Source organism: Parvibaculum sp. (genome assembly GCF_035325945.1).
Classification (GTDB): Bacteria; Pseudomonadota; Alphaproteobacteria; order Parvibaculales; family Parvibaculaceae; genus Parvibaculum.
In genome coordinates this window covers 3,401-23,631 of sequence record NZ_DAOKYX010000038.1, presented here as the reverse complement: position 1 = coordinate 23,631, position 20,231 = coordinate 3,401, and the positions used below count along the sequence as shown (strand labels likewise).

The following is a 20,231-nucleotide window of genomic DNA, read 5'->3' as shown; positions in this document are numbered from 1 at the left end:
ACCATGGTGATCTTCATCAACCAGATCCGCATGAAGATCGGCGTGATGTTCGGCAGCCCGGAGACGACGACGGGCGGCAACGCACTCAAATTCTACGCTTCGGTCCGCCTCGACATTCGCCGCATCGGCGCGATCAAGGATCGCGACGAGGTGGTCGGCAACCAGACCCGCGTGAAGGTGGTCAAGAACAAGGTCGCGCCGCCCTTCAAGCAGATCGAATTCGACATCATGTATGGCGAGGGCATCTCCAAGACCGGCGAACTCATCGATCTCGGCGTCAAGGCGGGCATCGTCGAGAAGTCGGGCTCCTGGTTCTCCTATAACAGCCAGCGCATCGGGCAGGGCCGCGAGAACGCCAAGACCTTCCTGAAGGAAAACCCCGATATGGCCGCCCAGATCGAACAGGCCATCCGGCAGAATGCAGGGCTGATCGCCGAGCAGATCATGGAAGGCGCGCCCGAGGACGATGCCGATGGCGATGGCGATATGGAGGCGAGCGCCTGAGAGGGCTCCTTCCCGCAAGGTTTCTCTAGCCTGCTTGTGCAAGGCGCGGCGCCGGATACCCCCCGGCGCCGTTTTGCGTTTCCGGAGGCGGGTTGCAGCGCCCCGGGACGGGCGGCGGGCAGGAGGAATGCGGCCCCAGTCCAAGGGGCTTTCCTAGACAGTTGCCGGGGCGGACGGTAAAAGCTCGAACGACTTTCAACTTTCCAGGGCGCGCCCGTCGGGAGGGCCGGCAAGGCGCGCGCCCCGGAATACGAAGCGAGATGACGGAATGGCCGGGCTCAACGAGATCCGCAGCAAGTATCTCTCCTATTTCGGCAGGAACGGCCACGAGATCGTGCCGTCGGGGCCACTCGTTCCGAACAACGATCCGACGCTGCTTTTCACCAATGCCGGAATGGTGCAGTTCAAGAACGTCTTCACCGGCAATGAGACGCGCCCCTATTCCCGCGCGGCCACGGCGCAGAAATGCGTGCGCGCGGGCGGCAAGCATAACGACCTCGACAATGTCGGCTACACGGCGCGTCATCACACCTTCTTCGAGATGCTGGGCAATTTCTCCTTCGGCGACTATTTCAAGGCCGATGCGATCGAACTGGCCTGGAACCTCGTCACCAAGGAATTCGGCCTGCCGAAAGACCGGCTGATGTCGACCGTCTATGCGGAGGATGACGAGGCGTTCAACCTCTGGAAGAAGATCGCAGGGCTTCCGGACGAGCGCATCGTCCGCATTGCGACTTCGGACAATTTCTGGTCGATGGGCGAAACGGGCCCCTGCGGCCCGTGCTCGGAAATCTTCTTCGATCATGGGCCGAAGATTCCGGGCGGCCCTCCCGGCAGCGCCGATCAGGATGGCGACCGTTTCATCGAGATCTGGAATCTCGTCTTCATGCAGTATGAGCAGCATGCGGACGGAACGCGCATCAGCCTGCCGAAACCCTCCATCGACACCGGCATGGGGCTCGAGCGCGTCGCGGCCGTGCTTCAGGGCACGCATGACAATTACGCGACCGACCTCATGCGCGCGCTCATTCTGGCTTCGGCCGAAGCGTCCGGCACCGATCCCGACGGCCCCCATGCGGTGAGCCATCGCGTCATCGCCGATCACCTGCGCGCGAGCTGCTTCCTCATCGCCGACGGCGTGCTGCCTTCCAACGAAGGGCGCGGCTATGTGCTCCGCCGCATCATGCGCCGCGCCATGCGCCATGCGCAGCTTCTCGGCGTCACGGCACCGCTGATGTGGCGGCTTGTGCCGGCGCTCGTCCGGCAGATGGGCGATGCCTATCCGGAGCTTCGCCGCGCCGAGGCGCTCGTCACCGAGACGCTCAAGCTCGAGGAGACGCGCTTCCGCGAAACGCTGGTGCGCGGCCTTCGCCTGCTCGACGATGAACTCGACCGTATCGGAAGCGCGAAGGTGCTGCCGGGCGAGGTCGCGTTCAAGCTCTACGACACCTATGGCTTTCCGCTCGATCTGACGCAGGACGCGCTGCGGCCGAAGGGCATCACCGTCGAGCAGGAAGGCTTCGACCGCGCGATGGCGCGCCAGCGCGAGGACGCGCGGAGGGCCTGGTCGGGTTCCGGCGAAAAGGCGACAGAGACCGTCTGGTTCGAGCTGCGCGAGGAGCATGGCGCGACGGAGTTCCTCGGCTACGAGACGGAAACGGCCGAAGGCAAGATCGTTGCGATCGTTGTCGATGGCGCGCCGGTGGAGAAGGTCGGCGCCGGTGCCGAGGCCGCGATCATCACCAACCAGACGCCCTTCTATGGCGAGTCGGGCGGGCAGGTCGGCGACACGGGGCTTCTGTTCAATGGTTCGGGCGCGGAGTTCCCCGTCTCCGATACGCAGAAGAAGCTCGGCGACATGATCGTTCATACGGGCAGGCTCGCGCGCGGCGAACTCAAGGTCGGCGATGTCGTGGAGATGAAGGTCGACAGCGCGCGGCGCACGGCGACACGCGCGAACCACTCCGCGACGCATCTGCTGCATGAGGCGCTGCGCCGCGTGCTCGGGCCCCATGTGACGCAGAAGGGCTCGATGGTCGCGCCGGAGCGGCTGCGCTTCGACTTCAGCCACCCCAAGCCGATGACGGCGGAGGAAATCGCCAGGGTCGAGGACATCGTCAACCGCATCATCCGCCAGAACCGCGATGTGACGACGCGGCTCATGACGCCCGCCGAGGCGATCGAGGCGGGCGCGCTCGCGCTTTTCGGTGAGAAGTATGGCGATGAAGTGCGCGTGCTTTCGATGGGCGTGGACGAGGATCAGAGCGAGAAAACCTATTCGGTCGAGCTTTGCGGCGGCACCCATGTGCGCCGCGTCGGCGACATCGCGATCTTCAAGATCGTGAGCGAGAGCGCGGTGGCCTCGGGCGTGCGGCGCATCGAGGCGCTGACGGGCGAGGGTGCGCGGCACTATCTCGTCGAGCAGGAGCGCATCGCGAAGGAAGCGGCGGGCGCGCTGAAGATCGCGCCGGAAGAACTGCCGCAGCGCGTCGTCTCGCTGGTGGAGGAGCGCAAGCGCCTCGAACGCGAGTTGAACGAGGCGAAGAAGAAGCTCGCCATGTCCGGCGGGGGCGCCGCGGAGGCGAGCCCGGCGCAGACCATTGGCGGCGTACAGGTCGTCGCGCGCGTGCTCGCCGGCGTCAATCCGAAGGATCTGCGCGGCCTCGTCGACGAGGCGAAGAAGCAGGCCGGCTCCGGCGTCGTCGCGCTCGTCGCGGTGAGCGAGGACGGCAAGGGCGCGATCGCGGTCGGCGTCACGGCGGACCTCACCTCGCGTTTCAACGCGGTCGATCTGGTGAAGGCAGGCGCGGCGGCGATGGGCGGCTCGGGCGGCGGCGGGCGGCCCGACATGGCGCAGGCCGGCGGGCCGGAGGGTGCCAAGGCCGAGGCCGCGCTCGACGCGGTTCGCGCGGCGGTCGGAGAACTTGCAGGCGCGGCCTGATCCCTTTCGCGGCATCGGGCGGCGCTTCTCCACTCAGAGATGACGGGGCGAGGCGGCGACGGGCGGAGGGACGATGAGCGGGCGCGCAGGCGGCGATTTCGACTATGAGGCGCATGGGCAGGGCTACGCCCTTCAGCGCCGTCCCGATCCCCGCATCGCGGCCCTTGTTCACGAGGCGCTGGGACCTGCGCGCAGTGTGCTCAATGTCGGCGCGGGTGCAGGCTCCTACGAGCCGCTGGATCGTCATGTGCTCGCCGTCGAGCCTTCTGCCGCGATGCGCGCGCAGCGGCCACCGCATCTGGCGCCCGCCATTCGCGCGGTGGCGGAGGATCTCCCTTTCGACGACTGCTCTTTCGATGCGGCCATGGCGCTCGTCACGGTGCATCAATGGGCCGATCTCGCCAAGGGCCTGAGCGAGATGCGCCGCGTCGCGCGGGGGCCGGTCGCCGTGCTCACATTCGATGGCGATGCGCTCGGTCGCTTCTGGCTTGCGGATTACGCGCCGGAACTCATCGCCGCCGAGAGGCGGCGTTGCCCGCCCCTCGAGCGGATCGGCGCGCTCATCGGCAAGCGGAGCGTGGTGCGGACCGTTCCCATCCCGGCCGATTGCAGCGATGGTTTTACGGAAGCCTTTTATGCGCGCCCGGAGCGGCTGCTCGACCCGGCGGTGCGGCGAGCCCAATCCTCCTGGGGCTTTGCGGAGCCGGGTGTCGAGGCGCGTTTCGTCGCCCGGCTCACGGAGGATTTGCAGTCAGGCGCATGGGACGCGCGCCATGGCGCCTTGCGGCGGATGCCCTTTTTCGAGGGCTCGCTGCGGCTTGTGATCGGCTATCCGGATTGACCGGACGCCTGCGAAAGCAGGCTTATGCCTGCTTCGCCAGCGCCTTGTGGAGATTTTCGGCGAGCTTGTCGAGGTAGCCCTCGGTCGTCAGCCACTTCTGCTCCGAGCCGACGAGAAGGGCGAGGTCCTTCGTCATATAGCCGCTCTCGACGGTCGAGACGCAGACCTTCTCGAGCGTGTGGGCGAAGTTCGCCAGCGCGTCATTGCCGTCGAGCTTGGCGCGATGTGAGAGGCCGCGCGTCCAGGCGAAGATCGACGCGATCGAGTTCGTCGATGTCTGCTCGCCGCGCTGATGCGCGCGATAGTGGCGCGTCACCGTGCCATGCGCCGCTTCCGCTTCCATGATGTCGCCATCCGGCGTGAGCAGCACGCTGGTCATGAGGCCGAGCGAGCCGAAGCCCTGCGCGACCGCATCGGACTGCACGTCGCCATCGTAGTTCTTGCACGCCCAGACATAGCCGCCCGACCACTTCAGCGAGGAGGCGACCATGTCGTCGATGAGGCGGTGCTCATAGACGAGCTTCTTCTTCTCGAAATCGGCCTTGAACTCGCTTTCATAGACTTCCTGGAAGATGTCCTTGAAGCGGCCGTCATAGGCCTTGAGGATCGTGTTCTTCGTCGAAAGATAGACGGGGTAGTCGCGGTCCAGGCCGAACTTCATGCAGGCGCGCGCGAAATCGCGGATCGAGTCGTCGAGATTGTACATCGAGAGCGCGACACCCGCGCCGGAGAAGTGAAACACTTCTTCCTCGATCTTCTCCTTGCCGTCATCGGATACCCAGGTGAGGGTGAGGCGGCCATTGCGGGGTACACGGAAATCCGTGGCGCGATACTGGTCGCCATAGGCGTGGCGCGCGATCACGATCGGCTCAGTCCAGCCGGGCACGAGGCGCGGAATGTTGCGGCAGATGATCGGTTCACGGAAGACCGTGCCATTGAGAATGTTGCGGATCGTGCCGTTGGGCGACTTCCACATCTTTTTGAGATTGAACTCCTTCACGCGCGCTTCGTCGGGCGTGATGGTCGCGCATTTGACGCCGACGCCATAATGCTTGATCGCTTCGGCGGCCTCGATCGTGACCTTGTCGTCGGTGGCGTCGCGATGCTCGATGCCGAGATCGAAATATTTGATGTCGAGATCGAGGAAGGGGAAGATCAGCTTGTCCTTGATCATCTTCCAGATGATCCGGGTCATTTCGTCGCCATCGAGATCGACTATGGGATTTTTGACCTTGATCTTCGACATGCGGCACAACCCTTCGGAAAAAAAACGTGAGCACATGGGACGCCAGGTTCCCGGACGGGAACCGCAAACGCGTGGGATATGAACCCTATAACATTGCCTGCCAATTGATTAAAGCCACGCAATCGCCTATTCAGCGACACATTGTTTCAAGCGAAGGCCCGTTGACGAATGGCCGGAACCGATCAGACGAAATTGGACAGCTCCCGGGGCGGCCAGGCGCCGGCGGTGATTCTCGTGCAGCCGCAGCTTGGCGAGAACATCGGCACGGCATCGCGGGCGATGCTCAACTTCGGGCTCTCCGATCTGCGTCTGGTGGCGCCCAGGGATGGCTGGCCGAACGAGCGCGCCCGCGCCGCGGCGTCAGGCGCGGATATCGTCATCGATAATGCCCAGCTTTTCGCCCGGAGCGAAGAAGCGGTGGCCGATCTCGATTTTGTCATTGCGACGACGGCGCGCGTCCGCGACATGGTGAAACCGGTTCTGACGCCCGCTGCCGCGGCGGCAAAGCTGCGCGAGGTGATCGCGGGCGGCGGCCGGGCGGGCGTGCTCTTCGGGCCGGAGCGCACGGGCCTCACCAATGACGATGTGGTGCTCGCCGATGCCGTTCTGATGGTGCCGGTCAATCCCGCCTTCGCCTCGCTCAATCTCGCCCAGGCGGTGCTCCTTATCGGCTATGAATGGTTCAAGGCGGCGGACCAGACGCCGGCCCGGCAGATCGACTATCTCCAGACCCGTCCGGCGACCAAGGAGGAGCTTCTGGGCTTCTTCGAGCATCTGGAGAGGGAGCTTGACCGCTTCGGCTTCCTGAAGCCGCCGGAGAAGCGCCCCTCCATGGTCCGCAACCTCAGGAACATGTTCCAGCGGGCGGAAATGACCGAGCAGGAGGTTCGGACCATGCGGGGCGTCGTCGCCGCGCTGACGCGAAGGGTCCCGAAAGGCCAGGGACCGGAAGACGAGGAAGCGGAGGACGAAGCGCCGGGCGGCGTTTGACAGGTCAGCCGTGGCGGGCTAAAACCCGCCCCGAAACGGCCCTCAGGGGCCTTTTCACATTCACGCACCCGTGGGAGCGGATACGCTTGTGCCGCTTCCCTGTCGGCCAAGGAACCCTGAAAGGTTCTGCGGCAGAGGAGGGGCGTTTCCCTTTATTTTGACAGGAACCGCTATGACAAAGCGCCAGGAAACCAAGTACAAAATTGACCGCCGTCTGGGCGAGAACATCTGGGGCCGCCCGAAGAGCCCGGTCAATCGCCGCGAATACGGCCCCGGCCAGCACGGACAGCGCCGCAAGGGCAAGCTCTCCGACTTCGGCGTGCAGCTTCGCGCCAAGCAGAAGCTCAAGGGCTATTACGGCAATATCTCCGAGAAGCAGTTTCACGGCATCTACAAGGCCGCGACGCGCATCAAGGGCGACACGGGCGCCAATCTGATCGGCCTGCTCGAGCGCCGTCTCGACGCGGTGGTCTATCGTGCGAAGTTCGTGACGACCGTTTTCGCCGCGCGTCAGTTCGTCAATCACGGCCATGTCCTGGTCAACGGCAAGCGCGTCACCATCCCGAGCTACCGCCTGCGTGAGGGCGATGTGGTCGAGGTGCGCGAGAAGTCGAAGCAGCTCGCTCTCGTGCTTGAAGCGACGCAGAGCGCGGAGCGCGACACGCCGGACTACGTCGAAGTCGATCACAACAAGATGACCGCGAAGCTCATCCGCATTCCGGTGCTGGCCGATGTGCCCTATCCGGTGCAGATGGAGCCGCACCTCGTCGTCGAATTCTATTCGCGTTCGTAACCCGGACCGCGAAGGTCGGAAATGCAAAAGGCCGCTCGAGAGAGCGGCCTTTTTGTTTGGTCACTTGTCGCTTGTGCGGGACGGGTCCTGCGCGGCGATGGCAGGCGGGCCCGAAATCAGGCCGCCGCCTCGATGCCCTTCGCCGCGAGGAAATCGCGCAGCTCGCCCTGCTCGAACATTTCGCGCACGATGTCGCAGCCGCCGACGAATTCGCCCTTCACATAGAGCTGCGGGATCGTCGGCCAGTCGGAGAACTGCTTCACGCCCTCGCGGATCTCGGGGTCCTCGAGCACGTTGATGCCCTTGAAGGGCACGTTCAGATAGGTGAGCACCTGCACGACGGCATTGGAAAAGCCGCATTGCGGAAAGACCGGCGTTCCCTTCATGAAGAGAACCACGTCATTGCCGTCGATTTCCTGACGGATGCGGTCGAAGACTGGATTTTCGCTCATCTGATTTCCTTCCGCGCGCTTGGCGCTCTTGATCTGGAAATGGTCCCGTTCAATCTTCCGGCGCGGAGGTCTGGAGTGCGAGCGCGTGAAGCTCGCTGCCCATGCCGCCCTTCAATGCGTTGTAGACCATCTGGTGCTGCTGCACGCGCGTCTTTCCCTTGAAGGCCGCCGAGATGACATTGGCCGCATAGTGATCGCCGTCACCCGCGAGATCGCGGATGTCGATCTTGGCATCCGGCAAGGCCTCCCTGATGAGGCGTTCGATCTCGCTCGCAGTCATCGCCATGTCGTCAGTTTCTCCTTTGTCCGAGGGTTCCCGTTCAGAGGGCTTCGGCGGGCGCCGCCGCCATATAGGCGGGAAGCCAGCTCTCATGCGCTGTTTTCAGCCTCTGCAATGATATGGGATTGCAGCCGTCGAGTGTCAATTCGGCGCCGCCCGTCCGCCCGATCCGCGCGGCGGGAACGCCCGCACCTGCGGCCCTTTCGAGAAGCGCCGTGGCGGCGTCCTCGGGGAGGGTGACGACATAGCGGGCCTGATCTTCGCCGAAGGCCCAGGCGTGCAGCGGCAGATCGGAGGGCGCTTCGATGCGCGCGCCGATGCCGGAGGCGATCGCCATTTCCGCCACGGCTGCGACGATGCCGCCGTCGGAGACGTCATGCACGGCAGAGAGCGCGCCGGAGCGGATTTCGCCGCGTACGAAGTCGCCATTGCGGCGCTCGGCGGCGAGGTCCACGGCGGGCGGCGCTCCCTCGCGCAAGGCGAGGATGTCGCGCGCATAGATGCTCTGGCCGAGATGGCCCTTCGTTTCGCCGATGACGACGATCGCTTCGCCAGCCGCCTTGAAGGCGACGGTCATGCGCTTCGAGATGTCGGGCAGGAGGCCAACGCCACCGATCGCCGGCGTGGGCAGGATGCCCTTGCCATTCGTCTCGTTGTAGAGCGAGACGTTGCCCGAGACGACTGGGAAGTCGAGCGCGCGGCAGGCATCGCCGATGCCCTGAATGCAGCCCACGAGCTGGCCCATGATTTCGGGCTTTTCGGGATTGCCGAAGTTGAGATTGTCGGTAATGGCGAGCGGCTCGGCGCCGACGGCGGTGAGATTGCGCCAGCATTCCGCCACCGCCTGACGTCCGCCCTCGCGCGGATCGGCGGCGCAATAGCGCGGCGTCACGTCGAGCGTGAAGGCGAGCGCCTTGCCGCTGTGATCGACGCGAATGACGGCCGCATCGCCGCCCGGCCCGACGGCCGTGTTGCCCTGAATGAGATGGTCGTATTGCTCCCAGACCCAGCGCCGCGAGCACATATCCGGCAGGCCGACGATCTTCACCAGCACTTCGGAAAGATCGTTGGGCGCGGGCACATCGGCGATGGCGAGTTGGGCCGGCTTCGGCGTCTCGACCCAGGGGCGGTCATATTCCGGCGCCTGATCGCCAAGCTCCTTGATGGGGAGGTCGGCCATGACATCGCCATGCTGCTTGATGCGGAAGCGCAGATCGTCCGTCGTCTTGCCGATGACGGCGAAGTCGAGGCCCCATTTGCGGAAGATCGCTTCGGCCTCTTCTTCCTTTTCGGGGTGGAGCACCATGAGCATGCGCTCCTGGCTCTCCGAGAGCATCATTTCATAGGCCGTCATGCCCGCTTCGCGGCAGGGCACGCGGTCGAGATCGAGCTCGACGCCGAGATCGCCCTTCGCGCCCATTTCGACGGCCGAGCAGGTGAGGCCCGCCGCGCCCATGTCCTGAATGGCGACGACGGCGCCCGATGCCATCAGCTCGAGGCAGGCTTCGAGCAGGAGTTTCTCGGAGAAGGGGTCGCCGATCTGCACGGTCGGGCGCTTCTCCTCCGAATCCTCGTCGAATTCGGCCGACGCCATCGTCGCGCCATGGATGCCGTCGCGGCCGGTCTTGGAGCCGAGATAGACGATGGGAAGGCCGACGCCCTCGGCCTTGGAATAGAAGATCTTGTCGGCATCCGCGAGGCCCGCCGCGAAGGCGTTGACGAGGCAGTTGCCGTTGTAGCTCTCGTCGAAATTCACTTCGCCGCCGATGGTCGGCACACCGAAGGAATTGCCATAGCCGCCGACGCCGGCGACGACGCCGGACAGGATGTGGCGCGTGCGCGGATGATCCGGCTCGCCGAAGCGCAGCGCATTGAGCGCCGCGACGGGGCGCGCGCCCATGGTGAAGACGTCGCGCAGGATGCCGCCCACGCCCGTCGCCGCGCCCTGATAGGGCTCGATATAGGAGGGGTGGTTGTGGCTCTCCATCTTGAAGACGATGGCCTGACCGTCGCCGATATCGACGACGCCGGCATTCTCGCCGGGGCCGCAAATGACGCGCGGGCCCGTCGTCGGCAGCGTGCGGAGCCATTTCTTCGACGATTTGTAGGAGCAGTGCTCGTTCCACATCGCCGAGAAGATGCCGAGTTCGGTCAGCGTCGGCTCGCGGCCGATGAGGTCGAGAATGCGCTGATATTCGTCCGGCTTGAGGCCATGTTCGGCGACCAGCTCGGGAGTGATTTTCACGTCGTTGGGGATCACGCAACCGCCTCCAGCACGCTCTCGAAGAGGGCACGGCCTTCCGTGCCGCCATTGAGCGGCTCGATTTCGTTTTCGGGATGCGGCATCAGTCCCATGACATTGCCGCGCTCATTGATGATGCCCGCTATGTCGTTGAGCGAGCCGTTGGGGTTCGTGCCTTCCGCATAGCGGAAGACGACGCGGCCTTCGCCCTCGATACGCGCCAGCGTTTCGGCGTCGGCGAAGTAGTTGCCGTCGCCATGCGCGACAGGGCAGCGCCAGACCTCGCCCTGCCTGTACTTGCGCGTGAAGGCCGTATCGGCATTCGCCACTTCGAGCTTCACATGGCGGCAGACGAATTTGAGATGGCTGTTGCGGATGAGTACGCCGGGCAGCAGGCCGGCCTCGCACAGGATCTGGAAGCCGTTGCAGACGCCGAGAATGTGGACGCCCTGATCGGCCTTCCTGCGGACATCGTCCATGATCGCGGCGCGCGCGGCGATCGCCCCTGTGCGCAGATAGTCGCCATAGGAGAAGCCGCCGGGCAGCACGACGAGGTCGACGTCGGGAAGCTCTTTCTCGGCATGCCAAACGGCGATGGGCTTCTTGCCGGTGATCTGTTCGAGCGCGTAGAGCATGTCGCGCTCGCGGTTCGATCCCGGAAAGACGATGACGGCGGATTTCATGCTTATTTCTCGTCGATCTCGATCGCGTAGTTTTCGATCACGGTGTTGGCGAGGAGCTTCTTGCTCATGTCCTCCAGGGCGACACGGGCCCGGGCGGGATCCTTTTCGTCGAGTTCGACCTCGAAGAGCTTGCCCTGGCGGACGCTGGCCACGCCGGAGAAACCGAGCGAGCCCAACGCGCCTTCGATGGCCTTGCCCTGCGGGTCGAGCACGCCGTTCTTCAACATGACCTTGATGCGGGCCTTCATGTGCAATCCTGTATCTCTGCTTCCCTTTTCATTGCCGGGTTGCCGGCAATTCGGGGCCGTTTGGTCACAAGTCTTAAATCCTGGGTGCCCGGATCAGGTCCGGGCATGAGGCCGTGCTGCCGCCAGCGTCACTTGACCAGCATCGGTCCGCGTCGCTTCGGTTCGTTCTCGAAGAGGATGCCGAGACGGCGCGCCACTTCCTGATAGGCCTCGATGAGGCCGCCCATGTCGCGGCGGAAACGATCCTTGTCGAGCTTGTCGTTGGTGCGGATGTCCCACAGGCGGCAGCTGTCCGGGCTGATCTCGTCGGCCAGCACCACGCGCACCATGTCGCCTTCGTAGAGGCGGCCGAACTCGACCTTGAAGTCGACGAGGCGGATGCCGATGCCGAGGAAGAGGCCGGTGAGGAAATCGTTGACGCGCAGCGCGAGAGCCATCATGTCGTCGATCTCCTGCGGCGTCGCCCAGCCGAAGGCCGTGATGTGCTCTTCGGAGATCATCGGGTCGCCGAGCTCGTCGTTCTTGTAATAGAACTCGATGATGGAGCGGGGAAGGGCCGTGCCCTCCTCGATGCCGAGCCGCTTGGAGATCGAGCCGGCGGCGACATTGCGCACCACCACCTCACAAGGAATGATCTCGACCTCGCGGATCAGTTGCTCGCGCATGTTGATGGATCGGATGAAGTGCGTGGGCACGCCGATCTCGTTGAGGCGCGAGAAGATGAATTCGGAGATGCGATTGTTGAGGACGCCCTTGCCCTCGATGGTCGCGTGCTTCTGGTTGTTGAACGCGGTGGCGTCGTCCTTGAAGTGCTGGACAAGCGTTCCCGGCTCGGGGCCTTCGTACAGAACCTTGGCCTTGCCTTCGTAAACGCGTCTGCGCCGGCTCATGTCATGATTCCAATCGGTTGGCGCCCGATCATGAGGGCGCGTGCAGGCGTAACGGTCCCGCGGTGAAAGGGGACGAGGGAGGGCATGGGAATCGCCCCTCCGGCTCGGGCGCAAGTTACTCCATGCCTCGTAGCTATACAATCAATGTACGCGAAAGCGGCCGAAGTCCTTAATTCTTCGCCAAATCAGCAACTTAGATAATTAGCCGCAGGCCCAAGCTCAAGTGGCGTGCGCTGTTGATTTGCCGGCCCCGCGCGGTTATGCCTATGCCTCGTTTTCGCACCGGCCGGCCTCCCCGTGCCGGCAGTGCTTTGGAGCGATGAGGTCCATGTCCACATTCGACAAGCGCGGAGAAGATTTCGAGAAGATCTTCGCCCATGATGCCGAACTGCAATTCAAGGCCACTGCGCGCCGGAACCGGCTGCTCGGCCTTTGGGCGGCGGAGCTTCTCGGGCTGACGGGCGATGCGGCCGCCGAATATGCCCAGGAGATCGTGAAGGTCGATCTTCAGGAAGTGGGCGACGAGGACGTGTTCCGCAAGCTGCGCGCCGACTTCGATGCGAAGGGCGTCGCGCAGTCGGATCACCAGATCCGCAGGGCGATGGACGAATATCTCGCCGAGGCGGTTCGTCAGGTGAAGGCCGAAGGCTGATCCCGATCAGCGGTTTGACCCGATTCGCTGAGACGGTTTCCTAGTTCCGGACGGCCATGAGCGCCGAGGCGAAGAGGCGCGATGCCACATCGCGCGCTTCCGCTTCCTCGGGACAGGTGGCTTCGTGGGCGAACGGTCTTTCGCGCCTGCGGTGCATGGCCGCCCAGGCGACGATCTCGATCGCGCAGCGGGCCGCGACCCTGAGTTTCGTTTCCGTCCAGTCAGGGGCGGCTCCGCGCCCGATCAGCGCCACGAGATCGTCGAGATAGGCGCCGCGGACTTGCTGGCGGTGGATCTCGTTCAGTTCCGCGATGTCGAAGGCGCAGCTATCGAGCAGCCAGACGATCCGCCGCTGTTCCGCCAGAACGTCATGGAGCGCGCCGCCTATGGCCGCCAGTGTCGATGCGTCGGCCGGGCTTGCCCGCGTCAGCGCCTCGCCGAGGAGCGGCCAGCGCGCATGCGCCCCGATCTTCGCGCGCAGCAGCGCGGCCGTCTCCCCGATGCCGGGATCGGGCAGGGGGACCGGCAAATCCTCGAGCGGCAGGCCGCAGAGCCGCATGACGGCAAGATGAAGCAGGGCTTCCTTGCTCGCGGCATAAAGGTATAGCGTGCCCGCCGACACCCCCATCTGCCTCGCAATGTCCGCGACCTGAGTGCGGCGGTAGCCTGCTTCCGTGAAGCAGTCGATGGCCGCTTCCGCGATTTCCTCGAAGCGCGCGGCTGTTCGCGCCTTGCCCGTCCGGCTTTTGGGTTGGGTCGTCATTTGGCCTCTTGCGGTCCGTCTCTCGAAAGGTATTATATGAATGATTCATTCATTTATTCAAGGTGGCGGGAACATGGCCATGGCGAAGTGGCGGCACTCTCTTGCTTGGGCGCTGGCCCTGTTGCTCGCCGGGGGGCTTGCCCGGGCGAGCGCCGATGATGGCGGCTGGGGCCATTATGGCGGCGATGCCGGCGGGCAGAGGCATGTGCAGGCAAGCGCCATCACGCCAGCCAATGTCGCGAACCTCAAGGAGGTCTGGCGCTATTCGACAGGCGCGCTTGCGGGCAAGCCCGCCAATGTGCGCAAGCGCTACGCCTTCGAGGCGACGCCGATACTTGCCGAGGACAATCTCGTTTTCTGCACGCCCTTCAATGTCGTCGTCGCGCTCGATCCGGCGACGGGCGTCGAGCGCTGGACCTACGATCCCGGCATCGCGCTCGACCAGCGCCCGGCCAATCAGTTCGTCTGCCGGGGCGTTGCCTACTGGCAGGATGCCGGGGCCCCGCTCGACGCCACCTGCGGCAGCCGCATCTTCATGGGCACGAATGACGGGCGCCTGATCGCGCTCGATGCGCGGACCGGCAAGCCATGTCCGGACTTCGGGCCCGATCCGGACAAGCCCGGCGAGGTGACGGCGGGCGCCGACCGGCTGCTCGTCTGGCCGGGCGAGTATCAGCACACGTCGCCGCCCGTGGTTTCGCATGGCGTCGTCATTCTCGGCTCGTCCATCGGCGACAATGCGCGGGTCGATGCGCCGAAGGGAACGGTCAGGGCCTATGATGCACGGACGGGCGCGCTCAGATGGAGCTTCGATCCGGTGGCGCGGGGCGCCGCCGAGAAGCCGGAAAGCTGGGCGTCCGGCGCGGCCGCGCATACGGGGCAGGCGAATGTCTGGGCGCCGATCTCGGTCGACGAGGCGCGCGGCCTCGTCTTCCTGCCGACATCCTCGCCCAGCCCCGATTTCTTCGGCGGGCTGCGGGCCGGCGACGATGCCTATGCCGATTCCGTCGTCGCGCTGAATGTGGAGACGGGCGCCGTTCAATGGGCCTTCCAGACGGTGCATCACGATGTCTGGGACTACGATCTTCCCGCCCAGCCGACGCTGGCGACGCTGACGCGCGACGGCAAGCCCGTCGATGTCGTCGTGCAGGTGACGAAGACGGGCTTCATGTTCGTGCTGGAGCGCGACACGGGCAAACCCTTCTTCGATGTCGTGGAGCGGCCCGTGCCGCAAGGCGCGGTGGCGGGCGAGGCGCTTTCGCCGACCCAGCCATTCCCTGTGAAGCCGCCCGCGCTCGTGCCGCAGAAGCTCGAGAAAGGCGGCGCATGGGGCCTCGTCTGGTTCGACAAGCGGGCCTGCAACGCGACGCTCGACAAGGTCCGCAGCGATGGATTGTTCACTCCGCCCTCGCTCGAAGGCACGCTCATCTATCCTTTCACCGGAGGAGGCGCGAACTGGGGTGGAATGAGCTTCGATCCGGCACGCAAGATCGCCGTCGTCAATGTCAACAATGCCGGCCACATCGTCACGCTCTTTCCGTCCTCTGAATATAAGGGGCGCAAGGAAGTGGACGAGAGCGCCGAGATCGTGCCGCAGGCGGGCGCGCCCTATGGCATGAGGCGTGATCTCTTCCTGTCGCCGCTCGGGCTTCCCTGCACGCCGCCGCCATGGGGATCGCTCGTGGCTGTCGATCTCGAAAACGGCGCGATCAAATGGAAGCGCCCGCTGGGCACGGTGCGGGACCTTGCGCCCGTGCCACTGCCGCTCGAATGGGGCGTGCCGAATTTCGGCGGGCCGCTCACCACCGATAGCGGGCTCATCTTCATCGGCGCGGCGATGGACAACTATCTGCGCGCCTTCGACATAGAAACGGGCGATGAGCTGTGGAAGGCGCGGTTGCCGGCGGGCGGGCAGGCGACGCCCATGTCCTATGTGTGGAAGGGGCGGCAATATGTCGTCATCGCGGCGGGCGGACATGCGCGCGCGGGCACGAAGCTCGGCGACAGCGTCATTGCCTATGCGCTGCCTGAGCGGAAATGAAAGACGGGGGCACAAGCGCGGCCCGCGGCCCCGCTTGAGTTCGGCCTGCATACGTCCAACAATCCGGCCATAACGATAACGCTCGGAAAGGGAGGGCTCATGCCCGGCTACAACAACGTCACGATCGAAAAGCAGGGGCCCGTGGCTCTTGTGCGCTTCGACAGGAAGGGCAACCGCAACGCCTTCAATCAGGAGACGATCCTTGAACTCACCGACGTCGCGCGGCGCTTTCAGGACGATCTCGAGACGCAGGCCGTCGTGCTCACCGGCACGCGCGAGGCCTTCTCCGGCGGGATCGATCTCAAGGAGCGGGCGACGCGCGCGGTGACGGCGGGCAGCGATCTCGAATTGCGCCAGACCTATTATCGCGGCGTGCGGCTCTGCCAGGCTTGGGAAGACATGCCGCAGGTGACGATCGCCGCGATCGAGGGAATGGCCGTCGGCGCGGGCGTTGCTTTGCCCATCGCGCTCGACTGGCGCGTCATGGGCAAGGGCGCGTTCCTCTATGTGCCGGAGGTGAAGATCGGCATCAATCTGCAATGGGGCGCGCTGCCGCGCCTCATCACGCTGGTCGGACCGGCGCGGGCCAAGCGCATCTGCATCCTTTGCGAGCGGATGGGCGCCGACCACGCGCTGGACTGGGGGCTCGTCGACGAGGTCGCCGAAGACGGGCAGGTGGTGGAGAAGGCGCTTGAAATGGCGCGCGCCGCCTCCTCGATGCCCGCGCCCGCGGTGCGCATGGTGAAGGAGGCGGTCAACGCCACGGCCAACGCGCTGCACAAGGCGACGAGCTATGCCGATGCCGACCAGAGCCAGCTCTCGACGAACTTCCGCTCCGCGCAGGCGGAGAGCGACAAGTTCGTCAAGGGGCGTAGCTGACGATCAGGCAGGAACCTTGTTGCGAAGGCGGGTAGCGATCTGCTCCAGAGAGAGCAGGTGGTTGCCTTCCTTCGCCACGTCATAGGTAGTGACGTTCATGGCACGGACGGTTTTTCTTACCACCGTATTCGTGGCGGGGTGAACGTCCACGTCGATCACGTTGAAGCAGCAGGTGTTCTGGTCGATGGAGGCAAAGGAGGCGAGGCCCGTGTCGAACGCCCAGCCGAGCACGAGGCGGTTGATGCCGCCATGAGCGACAAGGGCGAGCGTTTCCCATTCCGGCTCCGCGAGCACCGCTTCAAGCCCCGATAGGACGCGGGCATTCACTTCCTCGAAGCTGTCGCCGCCATTGTAGCGGGCGCCGGGAACGGCCGCGTCCTTGAAGGAATAAGCGATGTCGTTGAGGTCGGTGACCGCCGCGCGATAGGCGCTGTTGCCCTGAAATTCGACAAAGGCCGGATTGCGTTCGATCTCGATGCCGCGGCCTTCGAGGATGAGTTCGGCCGTCTCGACCGAGCGCGGAAAGCTCGACGAGATGGCGCGGTCGAAGGCGATGCCCTGAAGCGCCTTGCCCGTCAGCGTCGCCTGCTCGCGTCCCCAGGGGGTGAGGGGAACGGCGGTCGAATCCGCGACGCGGTTGCCCCGATCGTCGACATAGGACACGTCGCCATGACGGAAGAGATAGATACGGCGGCGGCGCGAGCCGTCAAAGGCAGTACGAAGCATGGGATGGACCTCGAAGTGAATGTCTCTGGCAACAAGTATCGGGGTCGAATGTGACGGGGCCGTGAAGCCTAGTCCGCGGCCTTGCCCTTCGCGGCCGCCATCGCCTCCTTGCCGAACACGCGAGCGAAGATCGTGTCGACATGCTTGGTGTGGTAGCCGAGGTCGAAAAGCTCCTCGAGCTCCTTGTCGGAGAGCTTCGCGGAGACATCCTTGTCCGCCTTCAGAAGCTCGAGGAAGTTGCCTTCGCCGCGCCAGACGGGCATCGCATTGCGCTGCACGAGGCGGTAGCTGTCCTCGCGGCTCACGCCCTTCTGGGTCAGCGCCAGCAGCACGCGCTGCGAATGGACGAGGCCGCCGAGCTTGTCGAGATTGCGCTGCATGTTCTCGGGATAGACGAGCAGCTTGTCGATGACGCCGGTGAGGCGGACGAGCGCGAAGTCGAGCGTGACCGTCGCGTCGGGACCGATCATGCGCTCGACCGAGGAATGCGAGATGTCGCGCTCGTGCCAGAGCGCGACATTCTCCATCGCCGGGATCGCCATGCCGCGCACGAGGCGGGCAAGGCCTGTGAGGTTTTCGGTCAGCACCGGATTGCGCTTGTGCGGCATGGCCGAGGAGCCCTTCTGACCCTCGGAGAAATATTCCTCGGCCTCGAGAACCTCCGAGCGCTGAAGATGGCGGATTTCGGTCGCGAGCCTTTCGATCGAGGAGGCGATGACGCCGAGCGTGGCGAAATACATGGCGTGGCGATCGCGCGGGATCACCTGGGTCGAGACGGGCTCAGGCTCGAGGCCGAGCTTCGCCGCGACATGCTCTTCGACGCGCGGATCGATATTGGCGAAGGTGCCCACCGCGCCCGAAATGGCGCAGGTCGCGACTTCCTTGCGCGCATGGACGAGACGCTCGCGGCAGCGCGAGAACTCGGCATAGGCCTGCGCGAGCTTGAGGCCGAAGGTCGTCGGCTCGGCATGGATACCGTGGCTGCGGCCGATGGTCGGCGTGTCCTTGTATTCGAAGGCGCGGCGCTTGATCGCCGCAAGCAGCGCGTCCATGTCCTTCAGAAGAAGGTCGGCGGCGCGGACGAGCTGCACGTTGAGGCAGGTGTCGAGCACGTCGGAGGAGGTCATGCCCTGATGGACGAAGCGCGAGTCAGGGCCGATGAATTCGCCGAGATGGGTGAGGAAGGCGATGACGTCGTGCTTCACCTCGCGCTCGATCTCGTCGATGCGGTCGACATCGAATTCGGCCTTGCCGCCAAGCTCCCAGATCTTCTTCGCGGATTCCTTCGGGATGACGCCGAGTTCGGCCAGCGCGTCGCAGGCATGGGCCTCGATTTCGAACCAGATCCGGAACTTCGTTTCGGGGGTCCAGATGGAAACCATTTCAGGCCGCGAATAGCGGGGGATCATGGGCCAAGCCTCGCGAAAAGTGCAGGAATGCTGAGGGTTTATCAGATGGTCCCGCGGACCTCAAGGGCGGCGGAATTGGCGTCCTTTTCGGCGGACGGCGATGCTTTTTCGTGGCTATGATCGTCTCACAACAAGCCGGAACCCGGGGAGGGAAGCATGACCACGGAACTCAATCGCCGCACGTTTCTGGGCTCGGCCGCCGCTGCCGCGCTGGTGGCAGGCGCCGCCAGCCTGCGCACGACGCCGCTTTTCGCCAAGGAGAGCTTCGCCGGCCTCGACGCCATGGCGCAGGCCGAGCTTGTGCGCAAGAAGGAAGTGACCGCGCTCGAACTCGTCGATGCCGCCATCGCGCGCATCAATGCCGTCAATCCGAAGGTCAACGCGGTGGTGACCGAATTCTTCGACAAGGCGCGCGAAACGGCGAAGGGCAGGCTGCCGGAAAGCCCGCTTTCAGGCGTGCCCTATCTCATCAAGGATCTCAACGATTTCACCGGCGAGCGGCGCACGTCGGGCTCACGGCTTTTTGCGAATTTCAAGTCGCCGGGAACGGACCCCGTTCCCGAAAAGGCCGTCGATGCCGGTCTCGTCGTGCTCGGCAAGACGAATACGCCCGAATTCGGCCTCATGGCCTCGACCGAGTCGCTTCTTCTCGGCGATTGCCGCAATCCCTGGAACCTCGAGCACTCCTCCGGCGGCTCGTCTGGCGGGGCTGCGGCGGCAGTGGCCGCGGGCATGCTGCCCGTCGCGCATGCCTCCGATGGCGGCGGCTCGATCCGCATTCCCGCGTCCTGCTGCGGCGTCTTCGGCATGAAGCCTTCGCGCGGGCGCATGAGCCTCGGGTCGAAGCCGATGCCGGGCGATATCGGCGTCGAGAATTGCGTGAGCCGCACGGTGCGCGACAGCGCCATGGTCTTCTCGCTCTCGGAGGATCGCTCTGCCGACGCGCCGCTGAAGCCCGTCGGTTTCGTCTCCGGCCTTTCCAGAAGGCGCCTTACCATCGCCTTTTCGACGGCCGATTATTTCGGCCGCGAGCCGCATGCCGAAGTGAAGGCGGCGATCGAGGCGACAGCCAATCTCTGCGACGATCTCGGCCACATCATCGTCGAGGCGAAGAACCCGCTTCACGGCGAGGAATTCATCGATGCCTTCCTCACCGTCTGGGCCTCGGGCCCGGCGAGCCTCGTCGAACTTGCCAGGAGCAAGGGCTTGAAACCGGAAAAGGTGCTTGAGCCCTGGACGCTCGGGCTTGCCGAGTTTTTCGCGCGCAAGCCCAAGGATGCGCTCCAGAAGTCGCTCGCCTTCTTCAGCGAGGCGGAGGCGAAGACCGATGCCTTCATGGCGCGCTATGACACATGGCTGACGCCGGTGCTGGCGCGCCCGGCGCCGAAGCTCGGCGAGCAGGCGCCGACCGTCGAGTTCAACACGCTCTATGAGCGCATCGTCCACTATGTGTCATACACGCCCATCCACAATGTGGCGGGTACGCCGGCCATGTCGGTGCCGCTCGGCATGAGCAAGGACGGGCTTCCCATCGGCAGCCAGTTCGCGGCGGCAAAGGGCGGGGAGGGGCTTCTCTTCGCGCTCGCCTATGAGCTGGAGCAGGCGCAGCCCTGGACGATCCGGCACGCGGGCGTCTATGCGGGCTGAGCGC

18 protein-coding genes and 1 pseudogene are annotated in these 20,231 nt (G+C 64.8%); 9 read left to right on the top strand and 10 right to left on the bottom strand.

The annotated features are described in order from the left end of the window. The 3 genes and pseudogenes from PKA57_RS13715 to PKA57_RS13705 all read left to right on the top strand — a co-directional run. Positions 1-504, top strand: a pseudogene (locus PKA57_RS13715) (DNA recombination/repair protein RecA); the annotation flags it as partial. Between the two features lie 268 nt (positions 505-772). Then, positions 773-3,445: an alanine--tRNA ligase gene (gene alaS, locus PKA57_RS13710; RefSeq protein WP_324301494.1), complete on the top strand. Its 2,673-nt coding sequence runs from the start codon at positions 773-775 to the stop codon at positions 3,443-3,445. Between the two features lie 73 nt (positions 3,446-3,518). After that, entirely contained in the window at positions 3,519-4,286 is a 768-nt protein-coding gene (locus PKA57_RS13705; protein ID WP_324301492.1) for a methyltransferase domain-containing protein, read from the top strand. Between the two features lie 22 nt (positions 4,287-4,308). Here PKA57_RS13705 and PKA57_RS13700 read toward each other — a convergent pair whose 3' ends face one another. Beyond that, the gene (locus PKA57_RS13700; RefSeq protein ID WP_324301490.1) at positions 4,309-5,532 is read right to left on the bottom strand and encodes an NADP-dependent isocitrate dehydrogenase; all 1,224 of its coding nucleotides are present in this window, start codon (positions 5,530-5,532) and stop codon (positions 4,309-4,311) included. A gap of 168 nt (positions 5,533-5,700) precedes the next feature. On the opposite strand from PKA57_RS13700, the gene PKA57_RS13695 reads away from it, so the two are divergent. After that, positions 5,701-6,522 (top strand): RNA methyltransferase, encoded by an 822-nt coding sequence (locus tag PKA57_RS13695; protein WP_324301488.1) that lies wholly within the window; start codon positions 5,701-5,703, stop codon positions 6,520-6,522. A gap of 172 nt (positions 6,523-6,694) precedes the next feature. Next, positions 6,695-7,315, top strand: a complete 621-nt coding sequence (gene rpsD / locus PKA57_RS13690; protein ID WP_324301485.1) for a 30S ribosomal protein S4 — start codon at positions 6,695-6,697, stop codon at positions 7,313-7,315. 116 nt (positions 7,316-7,431) lie between these two features. Here the strand turns inward: rpsD and grxD are convergent, their stop codons facing one another. From grxD to purC, 6 genes are all read right to left on the bottom strand, one after another. Beyond that, a complete protein-coding gene (gene grxD / locus PKA57_RS13685; protein ID WP_324301483.1) occupies positions 7,432-7,767 on the bottom strand; it encodes a Grx4 family monothiol glutaredoxin in 336 nt (111 codons plus the stop codon). A 49-nt stretch (positions 7,768-7,816) separates the two neighbouring features. Then, the gene (locus tag PKA57_RS13680) at positions 7,817-8,053 is read right to left on the bottom strand and encodes a BolA family transcriptional regulator (RefSeq protein ID WP_324301481.1); all 237 of its coding nucleotides are present in this window, start codon (positions 8,051-8,053) and stop codon (positions 7,817-7,819) included. A 34-nt stretch (positions 8,054-8,087) separates the two neighbouring features. Further along, complete coding sequence (gene purL, locus PKA57_RS13675; RefSeq protein ID WP_324301479.1) at positions 8,088-10,307, bottom strand: phosphoribosylformylglycinamidine synthase subunit PurL; 2,220 nt, start codon at positions 10,305-10,307, stop codon at positions 8,088-8,090. Beyond that, on the bottom strand, positions 10,304-10,972 hold the full coding sequence (gene purQ, locus PKA57_RS13670) for a phosphoribosylformylglycinamidine synthase subunit PurQ (protein ID WP_324301477.1): 669 nt from the start codon (positions 10,970-10,972) through the stop codon (positions 10,304-10,306). Before purQ ends, purL begins: the two co-directional genes overlap by 4 nt. 2 nt (positions 10,973-10,974) lie before the next feature. Beyond that, positions 10,975-11,220 carry a phosphoribosylformylglycinamidine synthase subunit PurS gene (gene purS / locus PKA57_RS13665; RefSeq protein WP_324301475.1) on the bottom strand — a complete coding sequence of 82 codons (246 nt, stop codon included), beginning with the start codon at positions 11,218-11,220 and terminating at the stop codon, positions 10,975-10,977. 128 nt (positions 11,221-11,348) lie between these two features. Then, the gene (purC, locus tag PKA57_RS13660; protein WP_324301473.1) at positions 11,349-12,110 is read right to left on the bottom strand and encodes a phosphoribosylaminoimidazolesuccinocarboxamide synthase; all 762 of its coding nucleotides are present in this window, start codon (positions 12,108-12,110) and stop codon (positions 11,349-11,351) included. 328 nt (positions 12,111-12,438) lie between these two features. On the opposite strand from purC, the gene PKA57_RS13655 reads away from it, so the two are divergent. Then, positions 12,439-12,762 (top strand): DUF1476 domain-containing protein, encoded by a 324-nt coding sequence (locus PKA57_RS13655; RefSeq protein WP_324301471.1) that lies wholly within the window; start codon positions 12,439-12,441, stop codon positions 12,760-12,762. Positions 12,763-12,802: 40 nt separating this feature from the next. On the opposite strand, the gene PKA57_RS13650 is transcribed toward PKA57_RS13655, so the two are convergent. Then, positions 12,803-13,525, bottom strand: a complete 723-nt coding sequence (locus PKA57_RS13650) for a helix-turn-helix domain-containing protein (protein ID WP_324301469.1) — start codon at positions 13,523-13,525, stop codon at positions 12,803-12,805. A 73-nt stretch (positions 13,526-13,598) separates the two neighbouring features. Between PKA57_RS13650 and PKA57_RS13645 the strand changes: the two genes are divergently transcribed. Continuing rightward, on the top strand, positions 13,599-15,566 hold the full coding sequence (locus PKA57_RS13645) for a pyrroloquinoline quinone-dependent dehydrogenase (protein WP_324301467.1): 1,968 nt from the start codon (positions 13,599-13,601) through the stop codon (positions 15,564-15,566). 99 nt (positions 15,567-15,665) lie between these two features. Next, entirely contained in the window at positions 15,666-16,445 is a 780-nt protein-coding gene (locus PKA57_RS13640) for an enoyl-CoA hydratase/isomerase family protein (protein ID WP_324301465.1), read from the top strand. 3 nt (positions 16,446-16,448) lie between these two features. On the opposite strand, the gene PKA57_RS13635 is transcribed toward PKA57_RS13640, so the two are convergent. Together PKA57_RS13635 and purB are read right to left on the bottom strand one after the other, a co-directional pair. Further along, positions 16,449-17,171, bottom strand: coding sequence for a histidine phosphatase family protein (locus tag PKA57_RS13635; RefSeq protein WP_324301463.1), 723 nt, complete (start codon positions 17,169-17,171; stop codon positions 16,449-16,451). A gap of 68 nt (positions 17,172-17,239) precedes the next feature. After that, positions 17,240-18,580: an adenylosuccinate lyase gene (gene purB / locus PKA57_RS13630; RefSeq protein ID WP_324301461.1), complete on the bottom strand. Its 1,341-nt coding sequence runs from the start codon at positions 18,578-18,580 to the stop codon at positions 17,240-17,242. A gap of 156 nt (positions 18,581-18,736) precedes the next feature. Between purB and PKA57_RS13625 the strand changes: the two genes are divergently transcribed. Beyond that, complete coding sequence (locus PKA57_RS13625) at positions 18,737-20,227, top strand: amidase (protein ID WP_324301459.1); 1,491 nt, start codon at positions 18,737-18,739, stop codon at positions 20,225-20,227. Positions 20,228-20,231: the final 4 nt, after the last annotated feature.

What these genes read in the sequence shown, in the direction of transcription:
- rpsD (WP_324301485.1), top strand. Translation starts at nt 6,695, where the DNA reads ATGACAAAGCGCCAGGAAACCAAGTACAAAATTGACCGCCGTCTGGGC.
- PKA57_RS13650 (WP_324301469.1), bottom strand. Translation starts at nt 13,525, where the DNA reads ATGACGACCCAACCCAAAAGCCGGACGGGCAAGGCGCGAACAGCCGCG.
- PKA57_RS13640 (WP_324301465.1), top strand. Translation starts at nt 15,666, where the DNA reads ATGCCCGGCTACAACAACGTCACGATCGAAAAGCAGGGGCCCGTGGCT.
- purB (WP_324301461.1), bottom strand. Translation starts at nt 18,580, where the DNA reads ATGATCCCCCGCTATTCGCGGCCTGAAATGGTTTCCATCTGGACCCCC.
- purC (WP_324301473.1), bottom strand. Translation starts at nt 12,110, where the DNA reads ATGAGCCGGCGCAGACGCGTTTACGAAGGCAAGGCCAAGGTTCTGTAC.
- purS (WP_324301475.1), bottom strand. Translation starts at nt 11,220, where the DNA reads ATGAAGGCCCGCATCAAGGTCATGTTGAAGAACGGCGTGCTCGACCCG.
- PKA57_RS13700 (WP_324301490.1), bottom strand. Translation starts at nt 5,532, where the DNA reads ATGTCGAAGATCAAGGTCAAAAATCCCATAGTCGATCTCGATGGCGAC.
- PKA57_RS13705 (WP_324301492.1), top strand. Translation starts at nt 3,519, where the DNA reads ATGAGCGGGCGCGCAGGCGGCGATTTCGACTATGAGGCGCATGGGCAG.
- PKA57_RS13655 (WP_324301471.1), top strand. Translation starts at nt 12,439, where the DNA reads ATGTCCACATTCGACAAGCGCGGAGAAGATTTCGAGAAGATCTTCGCC.
- alaS (WP_324301494.1), top strand. Translation starts at nt 773, where the DNA reads ATGGCCGGGCTCAACGAGATCCGCAGCAAGTATCTCTCCTATTTCGGC.
- PKA57_RS13695 (WP_324301488.1), top strand. Translation starts at nt 5,701, where the DNA reads ATGGCCGGAACCGATCAGACGAAATTGGACAGCTCCCGGGGCGGCCAG.
- purQ (WP_324301477.1), bottom strand. Translation starts at nt 10,972, where the DNA reads ATGAAATCCGCCGTCATCGTCTTTCCGGGATCGAACCGCGAGCGCGAC.
- grxD (WP_324301483.1), bottom strand. Translation starts at nt 7,767, where the DNA reads ATGAGCGAAAATCCAGTCTTCGACCGCATCCGTCAGGAAATCGACGGC.
- PKA57_RS13645 (WP_324301467.1), top strand. Translation starts at nt 13,599, where the DNA reads ATGGCCATGGCGAAGTGGCGGCACTCTCTTGCTTGGGCGCTGGCCCTG.
- PKA57_RS13625 (WP_324301459.1), top strand. Translation starts at nt 18,737, where the DNA reads ATGACCACGGAACTCAATCGCCGCACGTTTCTGGGCTCGGCCGCCGCT.
- PKA57_RS13680 (WP_324301481.1), bottom strand. Translation starts at nt 8,053, where the DNA reads ATGGCGATGACTGCGAGCGAGATCGAACGCCTCATCAGGGAGGCCTTG.
- PKA57_RS13635 (WP_324301463.1), bottom strand. Translation starts at nt 17,171, where the DNA reads ATGCTTCGTACTGCCTTTGACGGCTCGCGCCGCCGCCGTATCTATCTC.